Here is a 15,112-nt window from a genome sequence, read left to right as displayed (position 1 = left end):
CAAGAACTTTTTATCATTATATCTATTTTACAGCACTTTCTCCAGGAAGTTGATGGTACGCTCGTTCTTCGGATTTCCGAATACATTCTCTGGTGACCCCTCTTCCACGATGAAGCCTCCGTCCATAAAGATAACACGGTCTGCCACCTCTCGGGCAAAGCCCATCTCGTGCGTAACAATCACCATTGTCATTCCTTCACGCGCCAAGTCCTTCATGACGCTAAGCACTTCACCAACCATCTCCGGATCGAGCGCGGATGTTGGCTCGTCAAAGAGCATAACGTCAGGGTTCATAGCCAGTGCACGGGCGATCGCGACCCGCTGCTTTTGCCCGCCCGACAGCTGATTCGGGAAAGCCTGCGCTTTGTCTGCCAGGCCTACACGTTCCAGCAAGCGAAGCGCTGTGCTGCGCGCCTGCTCCCCATTCATTTTGCCAAGTTCCATCGGAGCGAACATGATATTTTTAAGCACACTGAAATGTGGAAACAAGTTGAAGTGCTGGAATACCATGCCGATATTTTCCCTTGCTTTGTTAATATCTGTTTTCGGATCATTCAGGTCCTGATCATCTACGATAACCCGGCCTGCCGAGATCTCCTCCAACCGATTGATACAACGTAAGAAGGTACTTTTCCCTGAACCGGAAGGGCCGATGAGACAGACAACTTCTCCTTCATTGACGGACAGATCAATTCCCTTCAGCACCTCATTCGTGCCATAGCTTTTCTTCAATCCTTCAACACGGATCTTACCCACGGCGAACCCTCCCTTCCAAATGACTTGAAATTTTCGTCAAGATCGTGATAACAATCAGATACATAATGGCAACAACCAGCCAGATGTCAAAGGATGCGAACGTTCTGGCGATAATGATTTTACCCGATTGAGTAAGATCAACCAGACCGATGGCCGATAGAATCGACGTATCCTTGAGCGTGATAACCAATTGGTTGATAAAGGCAGGAATCATAATCCTAATCGCTTGCGGGATAATAATCTTCATCATGGACTTCCCGTACGGCAGACCAAGCGAACGTGCAGCTTCCATTTGGCCAGCATCAATCGATTGAATACCGCCCCGGATGATTTCTGTAATATAGGCGCCCGCGTTCAAACTGAGTGTCAGAATGGCAGCCAAGTACAGCGGCATAGTAAAGCCAAGTGCTTGGGGAATACCAAAATAGATAAAGAAAGCCAGGACAATTAGCGGAATGCCGCGGAATACATCAACAAATACGGTTGCGACGCCGCGCAGGAACCGATTGCGGCCTACCTTCATAAACCCAAAGATCAGTCCCAGAATAAAGGCAAAGAACAGAGAAACAATCGTGTACAACAGTGTCTTTCCAAGACCTTTTAAGAGTGCCGGTAAAGATTGCTGGATGAGTTCCCAGCGGCCAAGAGGTGCCACCTTCGTATCATCACCGAGATACTTGGCTTTGATCTTGTCGTACTCGCCATTTGCATGGAGATTTGCCAGTCCAGCGTTAAACTTTGTCAAGAGCTCTTGGTTCCGACCTTTGCTTACTGCAAAGCCATAGGATCCCCCTTTTTCCATCTCGGTAACGATTTTTAGACCGTTATTTTGGGAGTATACACCATAGCGAAGTACAGGATAATCTTCAAAACAGGCTGCCGAGTTTCCAGTCTTCACATCGTCATACATCTGAGTAGAATCGTCAAATGGAACAAGTGTAAAACCATATTTTGAGGCGATCGATTCAGCAAAACTAAAACCTGCTGTACCTGTTTTTACAGCTACCTTTTTACCCTTTAAATCCTCGTAGCTTTTAATATCCTCATTACTTTTTCGTACACCCATGACCACACCGGACTGATAATAGGGCTCTGAAAAATCGAATTTCTGCTTTCTCTCGTCGGTGATGCTCATCCCCGCGATGACGCCATCTACCTGATTTGACTCCAGCGCTTGAACGGCTGCGTTAAATCCTAATGGCTTAACCTCATACTTGAAATTCTGATCTTTGGCGATGGCATCCAATAAATCCAAGTCGATGCCGACATAATTGCCATTCACATCTTGAAACTCAAACGGCGCAAACGTAATATCGGTACCGATAATATACGTCTTTCCTGAGTTTGCTTCTGCAGCGGCACTTCCCGTCCAACCGGACAATCCGGTAACTAGGAGGAGCAGCAGCGATACAATTGATAATGAGACCTTAGTTAATTTCATATGTCCTCCTTCATGATGACTTCGAGTACGCTTCATCTCTTAGTTGTACTAGCCCTTGTACTCTTTCTTTTTCACGTTAATATTTATTATACAATCCGTATATATAATGCATCAATTATTTTTATTTTCTATTATTTGTGAATAATTATACTTACACACCAGATCTAGCCCTCACTTATCTTATTCTGGAAAAAGTTTTTTTCATGAGTGGCCTTGCTAAACTCGACAGGCATAAGTCAATGCCGGTTTGTACCAAATGCGTCTGAAGTTTAATCTTATACTATAACCTATTATTTGCTAGACATCAGTAACAGAATTGGAAAGGAAAGATGCAATTCGTGATGAACATGACCCTATTCGCTATGATCCTGCTGCTTCTTGTTGCCCTGCTGCTTATTTGGGTAATGTATTTGTCGGGTCAGGTACGAGAATTAAAACGTGATGTGGAGCGCCTGAAGAACTACTCACCAAGTTCCCCTTCTAACATGCCTGACCCGCAAACTCATTTTATCTATGATCCTGCAAAGTTCGGGCATCCTGACACTATGCAGCTAGACGATCATCTACGCTTCAGATTGATCACTCTGATCCGGAAAGGCAGTAAAATTAAGGCCATCAAGGAACTTCGAATCGCCACCAACCTGTCCTTGAAAGATGCGAAGGATGTTGTCGACCGGCTTGAAGACTCCCTATGACAACAATCTATCTATGACATTATTGCGTTAAAGTCATAGAAAAAACCGCAGTAAAACAAGGATCCAGCCTTAAGCGGCCAACCTCGTTTACTGCGGTAATTTGACATAGGAGACGGCCTACAAATGCAGGAGCCTCGGGCTCATCTAGTGACATGTGATGTCGCGCAGCGTTATATATCCGGGGCGTTCCTTGAGCGACATTGACGCATAATTAGATCACCTAAGAGAAACTAGCTTTGTGGACAATGCGGTGAATTTAGTTCTCCAGCTTAAAGCAGGCTTTCAGCCGCTGGGCAAGCTCATCATCGGACAATGGGTTTCGGTGTTTGGGCTGTCACCGTGCATGCGCAGAAGCCGTCTTAAGGTGTCTGGGTTCTGTACCGTACTCTCGATTAACGCCATGCTTCAATGATCATTCACCCTTTCCTCCAAAATCATCCTCTGAATGCGTTTGCAAAATTGGGGTTCCTAATAACAATCTTATTGGTAGACTAATGTATTTATTATAAGTGCGCAATTACAAAATTTATCAATTTCTGGAACTCAGTACTGATAAATAATGATAGATTCTGTGTCATGAGAAACAAAAAAAACCGCGCTTCAAAGCACGGTCGTGAGAAGCAGATGAAGGTTTACCGTCAGAACTGAATCAGCTCTCCTCCATTGCACTCCTTAAATCATAATCACGAATATCGATTTCTAAATCCAGACCAAGCGCCAGCCTCGCCAGCTGACTGCCGATGAATGGACCCATGGTTAATCCCGATGATCCTAGTCCATTAGCTGCAATTAGTCCTTCCCAGCCGGGAACCCTGCCTATCACCGGAAGGAAACCCGGCGTGAATGGCCGGAACCCCACTCTTACCTCTGCAAAAGTACTGTTCGCCAAACCAGGTGCCAATTCCAGTCCCTTATTCAGCACTTCTTGCATGCCGCCCGCGGTGATCCTTGTATCGTAACCTTCTACTTCATTCTCGTGTGTAGCTCCAATCACGATTTTTTGATGATCGAACGCTAGTAAATACTGGTCTGATGGAGGTATAACGACAGGCCAGTTGCTTGTGTCCTCCTGACCATCCAGCTGTAAATGCATAATTTGCGCTTTTTGATAACGAACTTTAAGGTCAACCCCTAAGGGTTTAAGCAGTTGATTAGCCCAAGCGCCAGCGCATACAATGATCTCGTCAGCCAGAATCCGTTCTCCTCTAACACGGACTCCTATTACATGGCCAGATTCAAACTCAAGTACTGCATCTCCCTCAATCAGAACCGCTCCCTCCCTTTGAGCCGAGCGGATCAGTGCATCACGCAGGGCACGGCCATCTATACGAGCAGCACCACTGATATGAACCGAGTGATACCCTTCTGCCAGTAGAGGAAATTGCTCAGCAGTTGCTTGTTCATCAAGACGGGTAATTCCCCCGATTTCCGGTGCATCCGCCTTCCGCAGCTGTGCCCGTTCCTCCATCTTCACAACTTTCTCCGGGTCCTGGTGAATGCTCAGCGCACCAACCCGGGCATAGCCGGTTTCGGTTTCTCCTTCAGAGATCAACCCTTCGATCAAGCCTGGATAAAAGCGCGCTCCTGCCTTGGCCAGGCGGTACCATGCCTGATTCCGCCGCTGGGATAGCCAGGGACAGATAATGCCGGCTGCGGCATCTGTAGCCTGTCCTTCATCCTTACGGTCAACAAGAATCACTTTAGACCCCATTTTTGATAGCTGATACGCAGTAGATGCCCCGAGAATCCCTGCTCCGATCACAATCACTTTCTTCATGATGACATTCCTTTCCTAGAACACTGTACCCATTATAACGAATCTCCCTCTTGTAAAAAAACAGAATCCTTGTAATGGATACAAGCATCGCACCTTCGCAGAGATCCCTTAAACAGCAGAACCGGCTTTATTTTCCAGCTTCTTAACCAGCAGGGACAAGTCCTGTCCTTGCAGCGCACCTTCCACCAGCTGCGGCAGCATGGCTGGCGTACAGGCAAAGCTAGGCGTTCCGCCCTTAGCGAAGGCTCTGGCTATCCGTTCATCGTAGAAGGGCTTGCCTTCATCCGACAAGGCCAGCAGGCATAACGTCTTGACCCCGGACTCCTTCATTTCCTGCATTCGACGGATCAGCCTCGATTGGTTGCCCCCTTCATAGAGATCAGAAATAAGGATGAACAAAGTCTTCTTCGGTTCATGAATAAACTGCTCACAGTAAGCGACAGATTTATCAATATTAGTCCCCCCGCCAAGCTGGATGCCAAACAGCATATCCACGGGATCGTTCGCGCATTGCTCGGTCAGGTCGACCACTTCCGTATCAAATACAACCACTCGGGTATCGAGTGCAGGAATGCTGGCAAAGATGGACCCGACCACCGATGCCCAGATGACGGATTCCGACATTGACCCGCTTTGATCAATATCGACGATAACTGTCCACTCTTTGTTCCGTTTGGCCCTGTCGAAATAATAGAACCTTTCAGGAATGATCCGTTTGGATTTAGCATCATAGTGCTTGAGGTTTCGCTGGATCGTGCGCTTCCAATCAATCCCGCTTAGGGAAGGAAGCGGCGTATGCTGCCTGCGGTTCAAAGCGCCTGTTACCGCCCTATGAATCTCTTGGCTCATCCGCTTGACCAGCTCATCCACCACAGCCTGCACTAGCATGCGTGCTGTGTCTTTGGTCTGTTCGGGAATCTTGCCTTTGAGGGTGAGCAGCGTACCGACGAGCTGAATATCCGGCTTCACACTGGCAAGCACCTCAGGCTCGAACAAGAGCTGCTTCCAGCCCTTGCGCTCCATCGCATCGTTCTGAATGACGGAGACGACGTCCTCAGGGAACAAGCTCCGCACATCCCCAAGCCACTTAGCCAGCCTGGGTGCGGATTTGCCTTGTCCGGCCCCGCGGGAACCTGTGCTGCTCCCTGAACTGCCGCCCCCGGTCTGGTCTGTCTCATCATAGATGGCAGCAAGCGCCTGATCCATGATGAGCTCATCATTCGTAAGTCCAACCTGTCCTTCTCTGCCAAGCTGCGCAAGCTCCCCTTCAGCGGCCGCGCCCAGAATGAGCCGCCATCGGGAAAGGGCTTGACGATTTAACGGTTCTACCATTGCCTAGAAATCCTCAAAATCAAAATCATTGAGTTCATCTAACATCTGGGCTTCTTCCTCCTTCAGATCATCCATCATCACTTCAGCTGCCTGCTCTGGCTCTACTCCCCAGAGTTCGCCGAGCAATTCGGCAACCATCGTCTTTTCCTTGGAGCTGAAAACGCTGAATGCGCGCCGCAGAAAAACCAGCGCTCGCTTAAATTCATCGGTGTCCAATGCGCATATATACGCATCAAGCTGCTCCCATAAGCTCAACCGGGATAGCAGCGCATACCGATTCCGCATGGACAAGCCCTCGAACCAGCCCGCACCAAGATCTGCCGGAATGCCTGGTGACAGCCGCCGGGACACCTCCGCTGCGCACTGCTCAGCAGTAAGTGCGCCTCGTTCCAGAAGCATGGCACAGGCCAGCCCGGAAAGCAGCGGATGGGCATCGTCCCTTTCAGATAGCCGGACCAGTTCCTGGGCCCAGAGGATATCATCCACATCCTCGTGATGTTCAGGTGCCATATGGTTCAGTTCATTCATGGCTCCGGCCATGGCCTGTGCGGCTTCATCATTGCACTGGCTGGCATCATATAAGAACAGGCAAGCGCGCAAGAACAGCTGCTGCAGCAGCGGTATGAGCGGAGACGTATCTATTCTGCGTATGCCGCCAAACCGGATAAGCTGCGAGAGCTGCCTTGCGGCAGTCGCAATCTCTACCACATTCTGACTCTGGACAGCAAGCCGCTGTAAGGCAATTCGTCCAGCTTCCATCTGATGAATCATCCCGCATTCGTAAGCAGCGGTGATAAGTTCGCCGGCTTCTTTAATGGAGGAGCAGCTCTCCAGCCGCTGCTGCAGAACAAATGCAGCAGCGGTCTCCACGGTCTCCCCCAGCAGATTGGATTCCACCACCTGGATCTCCACTTCAGGCGACCATTGGATGATCCAGTGCTCTGCCCATACGGCTTGGGTCTCAGTCTTTGTCCTCTCTTTGACAAAATGAATGCCCAGCAGCTTCAGACGATGGAACCAGAACGAACGATTTAGATCAAGAAAAGCCGCTTCTTCTGAAGACACTCTTCGATTTTCTCGGAGATCCAGAGCAAGATCGGCTGACACCGCCGTTTTGTATTTCTCCAGCTTAAGTCTCTTTAGCTGCCTGTTCACATCATCCTGAATAGGCGTCTGGCTGACACCTTCGGCTAAAGCACCAATCGCCGTTCCCACCTCGATCCGAGCCAGCGATTCCGCAACTACGGACAGCTCACCGCGGCCGAGCAGCGTCTTGGCAGCATCCCTAAGATCCATCAATGTGGGAGCAAAGCCGTCATGTAAAGCTGCCAGCGATTCGGCGAATCTGACTGCTTCAATTACCTCCGCTGTTGACCGATGAGTGCCTGATTTTCTAAGATCGGCGGCAACGGAAGCCAAATAGAGATACGGTAATTCCTTAAGCTTTCCCCGCCGCATGTGTTCCCACATCATCTGGAAATAATATGGCGCGATGTTCCCCGCCCCATAGCCGGTTAATGACGACAGCTTCAAATAGGAATACGGCATCAGCGTCAGCTTGGTCTTACGAGAGGGGAGCTCTTCCAAGTCCCTATCGTTCATCGCGTTCGTGAGATCGAGAAGGGCCGAAGCATGATATGCCCCGCAAATGACCACAACCTTCTCCGGTTTGTGTCCTGCTGCAATCGCATCTGCAATTTGCCGGCACATATAAGCTTCGCGCACAGCGTTATAAACGTATTCAACCCTGTGGTGTCGCTGTTCCTGTTCTTCGGTAAGCTCCCGCATCTGCTTGGAAAGCTCTAAGATCGACTGCTCATACGCGCCCGGACTCAGGTTATGTTCAAAGCTGCGCTCCCAATACGTGTCATAGTCATACTCCCCAGCGAGCTCCGCGATTTGGTTGTAAAGTGTGCTTTCCGTGCCCTCGCTGCTCCCCTCAGAGATAGGCAGCCCGTCTTCTTCCGCATCTCCAACATGTGCGGAAGAAGGGACCTCTAGAGCAATCCCCCGGACATCCTGCAAGCAGACTGCCGAGCTAGAAGGCAAATCTATAAATGCACAATAAGCCCCATGATGCTGTGCCCACATCATTGCCTGATATTCCGGCGAATACACGGCAAAAGGCCAGAGAACGGTTCGTACCGGCAGCTCCTCCGTAAAAGCTAAGATCGCTACCGGAGGCTTGGTCGATCTATTCGTCAAGTGCACAATCTCGGATGATGCATCCGAAGGACCCTCTATTAATACTGCCGTTGGCTGTACCCGCTCCAAATATTCGGTAACATGGTATGCACCGGCTGGCGACAGATGCCGGACGCCGTAAATATGCACTCCAGCGCCGCAAGCCGTGTTCATGAATTCAACTCCTTACATGCGGTATACAGACTGCGCCAGCTTGCTCCGCGCTTCTTCATCACATTGTCCAAATATTCCTTCCAGACTAACCGGTCTTTGTCGTCATCCTTTACAATAGCCCCTTGCAGTCCGGCCGCCAGATCCTCATCTGTCATTTCTCCACTTCCAAAGCTCGCTGCCAGCGCCATGCTGTTTGTAAGCAGTGAGATCGCTTCTGCAGTTGAGATGACACCGGCTGGGGATTTCACTTTCTCTTTCTTGTCGAGTGTCATTCCGCTGCGCAGCTCCCGGAAGATGGTCACGACCTTGAGCAGGGCTTCGTCAGCCGGAGCCGCCGCCTGCAAATCATAAGAAGCGGCAATCTCGGAGACGCGCTTCTTCACAATCTCCACCTCGGTTTCAAGGTCCGCTGGCGCAGGCAGCACGATCATATTGAAACGTCGCTTCAATGCCGTTGACATCTCATTCACACCGCGGTCGCGGGTATTGGCCGTAGCAATCACACTGAAGCCTTTGTGCGCATTCAGCTCCTTGCCGAGCTCGGGGATAGAGATCGTCTTCTCTGACAAAATCGAGATCAGAGCATCCTGCACCTCAGATGCACAGCGAGAAATCTCCTCAAACCTGGCAATCCCCCCTGCTTCCATTGCCCGCATGATCGGACTCTTGACCAGGGCATCAGGTGTAGGGCCTTGTGCAAGCAGCATGGCATAATTCCAGGAATACCTCACCTGTTCTTCGGTTGTGCCAGCAGTTCCCTGCACAACCAGACCGGATTGGCCGTAAATTGCCGCAGCCAGGTTCTCTGACAGCCAGGACTTAGCTGTGCCGGGTTCACCGATCAATAGCAGGGCCCGGTCTGTAACAAGTGTCGCAATGGCCATTTCAACTATACGCCGGTTTCCGATATATTTAGGTGTAATGATCTGACTTCCCGCGGTTCCACCAACAATAAATTTGAGCACCGACTGGGGTGACATCTGCCATCCCGTCGGAACTTTCCCCTGGTCCTCACGAATCAAAGCCTGCAGTTCTTCTTGATATAAAATCTCCGCAGGCTTACGCATGATGTCCTGCATCACCGGTTCCGTACTCATATTTTGCTCGCTCCCTTTTATGAATGAATGGACGATTCCATGTTTTTCAAGATAAATTCCAGCTGCTCGCTGCTTGTGAAGGTGAATTTATGCAGGCAAGCGCGAAGACGGTCTGCATAGACAGCAGGAAGACGGTTTAGCTGTTCGAATAAAAACGGCTCGATCTCCCGGCATTCCGTATTTCGCTCGTCCTCCACAGCCTGTATGAGCGCCTCGTGTAATACTTCTTCCGATACGCCTGCACGAACCAGCCCGATGACAGCGATATTCGCGAATCGGTTGCGGAATTCCGGAGAATGGCGCAGCTTCTTTAGTAAGAAAGAGGCTACTTCCGCATGCCCTGGGCGAGCAAAAACACTGACCAGATTCATACGATCCAGTTCAATAAAATGATCCAGCCAGCGGGAATCCCAGGTTGCAGCAATTTCTTCCTGTGACGGTATCTCTACCTTATAGGCATAGCCCTCTTCTCCATAGGCCCATTCCTGTCTGATCATCTGGTATCTCCGGTTGATCACCATGCTCTCCATCGTATCCAGAAGCTGTTTGGCCGTATTCACACTCCGGCTCGCAGCCGAAGCATGCTTCCGTCCATTAAGAAGAGCAGAGTATTCTTCATATAGCCGCTCTGGAGAAAGAATAGGCTGAGCTTTGACAAAGACATCCCCAGCGTAGGAATGCGTGCCGGCATACTTTTTCAGATCGAGTTCAATTGCCGCCTTCATCAGCTCCCGTCCTTCTTCCGACCCGATGCTCTTCAAATAATTCATCGCTTCATTCACCAAGAACGTCCAGCCTAATGTAAACATAAAGTGTTTATAGTTTCGCAGAACCTTTAAATAAATCTGCTCCAATTCCTGGCTCTCCTTGCGGCTCACCGCCCAGAAATAACGGACGGCCTGTGTTCTCAGCTCTTCTCGCTTCTCCTTATTAAGTGCGGTGTCCTCTGCGATATGAACCAGCTCAGCAAGATCTCGTATCAGCCAACCGCTAAGCAGCTCCGACTGACTTCGGGATAATGAAGGACCCACAAGCTCGCTGTCTTTCCCTTTGGACGCTTCATACAGGCGTTCTGCCGCACTGTCCCAGCTGCTCTCGGCCAGCCCTTGATAGGCAGCCTCACGAATGTTCTTTTTCTTATCATGACTCAAGTCCAGCAGAACCTGTTCATACTCGGCATGATCAGCAAGCAGCCGGATTGCCGTCGTCCGTACTTCATTCGAGCCGGCCATGGCTGCTTCATAAATCAGCTTCAGTACCTCTTCTCCACCGCTCTTGGCCATAACTATCAGCTTGCGGGCTTCAAGCCTGCCGCCTTCTGGATTAAAGCTCTCAATAAGGTGCGGCACAAGCGCCGGGCCATAAGATGGTAAAATATCGGTCATTACAAACTCTGCAATCTCTACGTAGGGATCGTTCAAAGCTTCAATCGCCAGCGGAAGCAGGCGGAGGTCCTGGAATATCCCTTCCCGGAACGCTCCTACAATGATTTCGTGACGTCCTCCGCCACGGGTTGTAAGCGCGGTACGGACGGGAGAAAGTCTGCGATATGAGAAGCTGGTGGGCAGATTCACCGCCTTATTGTACAGATCGGACGTTTGACCCTCGGCCCCTCCTTTCCCCTGGGTACGGAGTACCGATTGCAGCAGCAGATTCACATCCTGGAGCCGCACAGCCGAGTCTGCTCCGCTGCCTCCAGAGATTAAAGCATCAATCCCCTCCGCAAGCTTCTTAAATACCGGTGCCCGTTCTCCCAGCTGTTGAAAGGAGGGCAGCAGCCTCTTCAATCTAAAGTCCTCGGCCGCCAAATCGCTCCCGGCGATATATAGCCGCCGTAATTCTTGGTTGAGTTCTATTAGCAATGCATGACTCATTATGCACGTTCCTCCATATCGGCTTATTAATAGATCAAACGAAGCAGCTCTTGCTTATTTACAATGCTTAGAGGTTGGACCGTCAATCGTCCGCTATGCGAATCATGATTGAACATTCCAAGCACAGCAACCTCTCTTAAGTTATTTTCTTGTAAAAATTTCAACAGATGAATGGTACCGTCTTCGAGAATGTCCCGCAGTTCAAGCGTATCCCCTTGCAAGTCGGCCATAAAGAGTTTGCCTTCGGCATCGGTAACTATCTTCTCTGCATAGAGCAGTACGACAGGATGCGGATCACTGAGCGGATTTTTAAGCTGGTTCTTCACTTTCTTCGCAACCTCCGCATAAGACTTGGCGGCAGCTTTCCGAATGTGCGTGATGTCCTGCTCTGTAATTGCTCTCGCAGCCATAGATTCATAGCGAACACGCCGGTTTAGCTCTCCGGGATAAAGATAGAGTTCCGGCACGGTAGCCACTTCAAAGAAGCTGTCTTCTTCACGCATCAACTTTGCAGCTTTATAAGGACGGTACTGGACCGTATAATATACTTCTCCATTATGTAGGTTCATCCAATAGCCCCGATCAGCAAATTCCTGACGCGAGACATCATCACAGCTGTGGAAGGACAGCTGAACCAGCTCTGTCTCAGGTAAGACTAATCCGGCCTCTTTAAGCTCGGATAGCTGCCAGGCATGACCAAGCCATTCTTCGATCGAGGATTCGTGGTCCAGCGCTAATTCGGGATCTTCCAGCCGCACGTTCAAATGAGCCCGGCCTTTCTTAATGAAGGCATGAACCACGGCAAGCTGTTCTGCGGCCAAGGAATACGCCTTCTCCTGGTCCTTACCATCCGACAGAATCAATTGCAGCTTGCGCAGCTGAATTTGAGCACCGCTCAAATAGTGGCTCTTCATCTGCTTCACATGCTCTTGAATGGTTTTGAGATCTTTGGCGTCCAACGTGCCAAGACCGCGCCGAATCAAGGAGTTCGTCAGCCGTTCAAGCAAATCCAGCCCCTCAAGCTGGGCCATAATTTTCTTCTTGAGCGCTGCCTTATTGACCTTTTTCGGTTTGTTGACGGCAGCTCCAGTGGCAGTCTCCTTGGCCTTCTTCTCCTCGCGTTTCTCGGCCTTTTCCCTTTTGGCCGCAAGGTCTTCAGGAACCGGAGCAGTTGTAAACGGCTTTCCTTCCGCATAAGCATACAGCAAGCCAAGCACATGCTTACATGGGAACTGTCGGCTTGGACAACTGCACCGCATTACCGGTTTGTCCGGGGTGACGAAATCTGCTGAAGGGGCAGCATACGGGTTCTTACCGCTTCCCGCACATAGACCGAACAGCACCTGCTCATCCTCTGACTGATGAAGCTCGATGTACTTCCCTTTCTTGTTCAAGTCTTTTCCATTCTTTATAGCAGCGCTGTTTGGCGCAAGTGAGTCGATCCAAGTGTCCGTAATCTCTAACAAACTTCCCTTCCCCCTCTACAATGGTCCATCTAACAGTTAACAGAACTATAGATATATGATATTTAGCCTGTAGTATATATCATACCTAATATTTTCTAGTGACCCTAGCCCTAAAAGACCTAAATTAAGAACATACATTCCTATATTTCCGCATCACCGTAAGACAAATAGGCCGAAGTGAGTAATGAAACTCATCTTCGGCCTGTCTGCTCGTATAATCTTCGATTACTATGGGATCCCTTTCATTTTATCTTGTAATAGGATTCACAAATTGCTGATCAAAATAAGTTTTAAAATTCGGGTACAAGTACTGCAACGAGGCCTGAAGCTGCTCCCGAGCCGCGTCCTCCTCGAAATCAAATAGTATTTCATGATCGATTTGGTAAATTGCTTGCTGTTCCTCATCCGCTCCGCCGTTAAGATCTATGCACATAATACATCCATACTCCGAATCCCAAGAGAACGGGAGATAGCCGTGCTTGCACAGCAAGGGATTGTACATGAGTCTGATATCATCCAGCGGTTCATCCAGTCCTTGCTCAGGAATATCGTCGAAATAGTGATGATATACAGAAATAAACGCCCGATACCACTCTGGAAAAGTTAAACCAAACTCTTCTTCCAGCTGATGAATATCTTCTTCAGTAACTGTGGACGGGACCAGCTTCCACACTGCCCATTCCTCATCATTCGGGGTTACCCTCATTGAATTAGGGACACCTGGACGCATCCATCTGCAAAAACCGTCCTCCGATACTTCATTAAAGCGATTGTAATGGGCTTCAAAGCCTGCTTTGACATAGTCTCGTATATTCATATGTAAATCCCCTCTATTCTCTGATCATAAATCAGTCTTTTCTCAAAACCTAATGCCTCAAACGAGCTTTAAAAAAATTATGCCATATAATGATTAATAGTGGAAGAATCTCACCTAATGATGAAGAAGCATTGAACTCGCTCCTCTCAATCAACTCATTTTTTATGACCATAATATTTCCGTTGTGAAGCTGGTTGATTTCCAACGACAACGTATGGTAAAATTTTCATAATTCAACTGAACGGAGGGTTACGTGTGATTGATTATGGCCGAGTAAGAATCCAATGCAAATAACCGCAGCATACTGCTGGCTAGCTGTCTGTGTTCTGCAGAATCGGGATTGGCCTTTCTTTCCACGTACGTATACCTATAATATGGCCTTAAGATCATTTTCCTCTCCCCTATTAAGGGGGAGTCTATTTTCTTACGCCTATTAGAGATGATCATGGCCTTTTCGATTATAAACACAGGCAGCATGCCCTGTGTTTATTTATTTTTATCATAAGGAGGTTGGTTGGCTTTATGGGAGCTGACAAACACGATCATCAGAAGATAAAGGATGAACTAGCTGCAATCGCCGGCCATTGCGGCTTGAGATTGGACCCTCACCGCATGGAATTGAATGAGACAGGAATGGACTTTCGCGTTGCATTCGCGACAGATTATGAAGGTACTGATTGGGTGCTGCGCAGCCCGAGACGTCCCGATGTTTGGGAGCGGGCAGAGAACGAGCACAAGGCGCTGCTGTTCATCCGGGACAAACTCCCTATTGATGTGCCGAATTGGCGTATTGTTACCCGTGAGCTTATCGCCTATCCGCTGCTCAACGGGACGCCAGTTGCGACTGTGGATCCTTCCGGAGGCGGTTATCTCTGGCAGCAGGATCAGCAAGCTCTGCCTGATGTGTTCTTTGATTCCTTAGCTGAAGCGTTAGCTGCTCTTCACGGTATTGATCAAGATGCAGCAGCAAAGGCCGGCATACGAATCAAGGGTCCGGATGAGGCACGCAAGGAATTTTCCAGCAATATTGAAGACATTAAACACTCCCTTGCAATTCCGTCCAAAGTTCAAGAAAGGTGGGATAAGTGGTTGTCCACAGACTCCTATTGGCCAGAGCATTCTACGATAAACCATGGCGATTTACATCCACCCCACATTCTAGTTGATCCGTCGCAGCGTGTGACAGGCTTCATTGATTGGAGCGAGGCCGAAGGTGCTGACCCGGGAAAAGATTTCACCATCTATCTCGGACTCTTTGGCCCAGAGGGACTTCGCGATTTGCTTCAGAGGTATGAACGTTTTGGAGGCCAAGTCTGGCCTAGAATGCATGAGCATATTGTGGAACAGTGGGCAGCCTATCCGGCCTTAGTTGCCAAATTTGCACTCCTTGCAGGAGATGATGCGGTTATGGAGTTGGCCAAAGGGATGATCACCGAGCTCGAGCATGACCTGAAATAAGAATATGCAACAAAATAGGAAGGAGCCTTGGACTTTATTTC

Annotated in this window: 12 protein-coding genes; 3 read left to right on the top strand and 9 right to left on the bottom strand. The window is 49.2% G+C overall.

Annotated elements, in window-relative coordinates; translation table 11 throughout:
* Positions 1–27: 27 nt before the first annotated feature.
* Together DCC85_RS10675 and DCC85_RS10670 are read right to left on the bottom strand one after the other, a co-directional pair.
* The gene (locus DCC85_RS10675; protein ID WP_108465576.1) at positions 28–756 is read right to left on the bottom strand and encodes an amino acid ABC transporter ATP-binding protein; all 729 of its coding nucleotides are present in this window, start codon (positions 754–756) and stop codon (positions 28–30) included.
* A complete protein-coding gene (locus DCC85_RS10670; protein ID WP_108465575.1) occupies positions 749–2,197 on the bottom strand; it encodes an amino acid ABC transporter substrate-binding protein/permease in 1,449 nt (482 codons plus the stop codon). Before DCC85_RS10670 ends, DCC85_RS10675 begins: the two co-directional genes overlap by 8 nt.
* A 341-nt stretch (positions 2,198–2,538) precedes the next feature.
* Between DCC85_RS10670 and DCC85_RS10665 the strand changes: the two genes are divergently transcribed.
* Positions 2,539–2,892 (top strand): ribosomal protein L7/L12, encoded by a 354-nt coding sequence (locus DCC85_RS10665; protein ID WP_108467812.1) that lies wholly within the window; start codon positions 2,539–2,541, stop codon positions 2,890–2,892.
* 238 nt (positions 2,893–3,130) lie between these two features.
* Entirely contained in the window at positions 3,131–3,304 is a 174-nt protein-coding gene (locus DCC85_RS23160) for a hypothetical protein (protein WP_199909996.1), read from the top strand.
* Between the two features lie 237 nt (positions 3,305–3,541).
* Here the strand turns inward: DCC85_RS23160 and DCC85_RS10660 are convergent, their stop codons facing one another.
* From DCC85_RS10660 to DCC85_RS10630, 7 genes are all read right to left on the bottom strand, one after another.
* On the bottom strand, positions 3,542–4,669 hold the full coding sequence (locus DCC85_RS10660) for an NAD(P)/FAD-dependent oxidoreductase (RefSeq protein ID WP_108465574.1): 1,128 nt from the start codon (positions 4,667–4,669) through the stop codon (positions 3,542–3,544).
* 108 nt (positions 4,670–4,777) lie between these two features.
* On the bottom strand, positions 4,778–6,001 hold the full coding sequence (locus DCC85_RS10655) for a VWA domain-containing protein (RefSeq protein ID WP_108465573.1): 1,224 nt from the start codon (positions 5,999–6,001) through the stop codon (positions 4,778–4,780).
* 3 nt (positions 6,002–6,004) lie between these two features.
* Positions 6,005–8,359 (bottom strand): DUF5682 family protein, encoded by a 2,355-nt coding sequence (locus DCC85_RS10650; RefSeq protein ID WP_108465572.1) that lies wholly within the window; start codon positions 8,357–8,359, stop codon positions 6,005–6,007.
* Positions 8,356–9,456, bottom strand: coding sequence for an ATP-binding protein (locus DCC85_RS10645; protein WP_108465571.1), 1,101 nt, complete (start codon positions 9,454–9,456; stop codon positions 8,356–8,358). Before DCC85_RS10645 ends, DCC85_RS10650 begins: the two co-directional genes overlap by 4 nt.
* A 17-nt stretch (positions 9,457–9,473) precedes the next feature.
* Positions 9,474–11,330: a HEAT repeat domain-containing protein gene (locus DCC85_RS10640; RefSeq protein ID WP_108465570.1), complete on the bottom strand. Its 1,857-nt coding sequence runs from the start codon at positions 11,328–11,330 to the stop codon at positions 9,474–9,476.
* Between the two features lie 26 nt (positions 11,331–11,356).
* Positions 11,357–12,796, bottom strand: coding sequence for an SWIM zinc finger family protein (locus DCC85_RS10635; protein WP_108465569.1), 1,440 nt, complete (start codon positions 12,794–12,796; stop codon positions 11,357–11,359).
* Between the two features lie 247 nt (positions 12,797–13,043).
* Positions 13,044–13,613: an SMI1/KNR4 family protein gene (locus DCC85_RS10630; RefSeq protein ID WP_108465568.1), complete on the bottom strand. Its 570-nt coding sequence runs from the start codon at positions 13,611–13,613 to the stop codon at positions 13,044–13,046.
* A gap of 522 nt (positions 13,614–14,135) precedes the next feature.
* Between DCC85_RS10630 and DCC85_RS10625 the strand changes: the two genes are divergently transcribed.
* Positions 14,136–15,071, top strand: a complete 936-nt coding sequence (locus DCC85_RS10625) for a macrolide 2'-phosphotransferase (RefSeq protein WP_108465567.1) — start codon at positions 14,136–14,138, stop codon at positions 15,069–15,071.
* Positions 15,072–15,112 lie beyond the last annotated feature (41 nt).

Source organism: Paenibacillus sp. CAA11 (assembly GCF_003060825.1).
Taxonomy (GTDB): Bacteria; Bacillota; Bacilli; order Paenibacillales; family Paenibacillaceae; genus Fontibacillus.
The sequence above is the reverse complement of the archived record's forward strand: the minus strand, read 5'-3'. Positions and strand labels throughout refer to the sequence as shown.

Excerpts from the sequence above, each read along its gene's own strand:
- DCC85_RS10670 (WP_108465575.1), bottom strand. The coding sequence starts at position 2,197 with ATGAAATTAACTAAGGTCTCATTATCAATTGTATCGCTGCTGCTCCTC.
- DCC85_RS10665 (WP_108467812.1), top strand. The coding sequence starts at position 2,539 with ATGAACATGACCCTATTCGCTATGATCCTGCTGCTTCTTGTTGCCCTG.
- DCC85_RS10660 (WP_108465574.1), bottom strand. The coding sequence starts at position 4,669 with ATGAAGAAAGTGATTGTGATCGGAGCAGGGATTCTCGGGGCATCTACT.
- DCC85_RS10655 (WP_108465573.1), bottom strand. The coding sequence starts at position 6,001 with ATGGTAGAACCGTTAAATCGTCAAGCCCTTTCCCGATGGCGGCTCATT.
- DCC85_RS10650 (WP_108465572.1), bottom strand. The coding sequence starts at position 8,359 with ATGAACACGGCTTGCGGCGCTGGAGTGCATATTTACGGCGTCCGGCAT.
- DCC85_RS10645 (WP_108465571.1), bottom strand. The coding sequence starts at position 9,456 with ATGAGTACGGAACCGGTGATGCAGGACATCATGCGTAAGCCTGCGGAG.
- DCC85_RS10640 (WP_108465570.1), bottom strand. The coding sequence starts at position 11,330 with ATGAGTCATGCATTGCTAATAGAACTCAACCAAGAATTACGGCGGCTA.
- DCC85_RS10630 (WP_108465568.1), bottom strand. The coding sequence starts at position 13,613 with ATGAATATACGAGACTATGTCAAAGCAGGCTTTGAAGCCCATTACAAT.
- DCC85_RS10625 (WP_108465567.1), top strand. The coding sequence starts at position 14,136 with ATGGGAGCTGACAAACACGATCATCAGAAGATAAAGGATGAACTAGCT.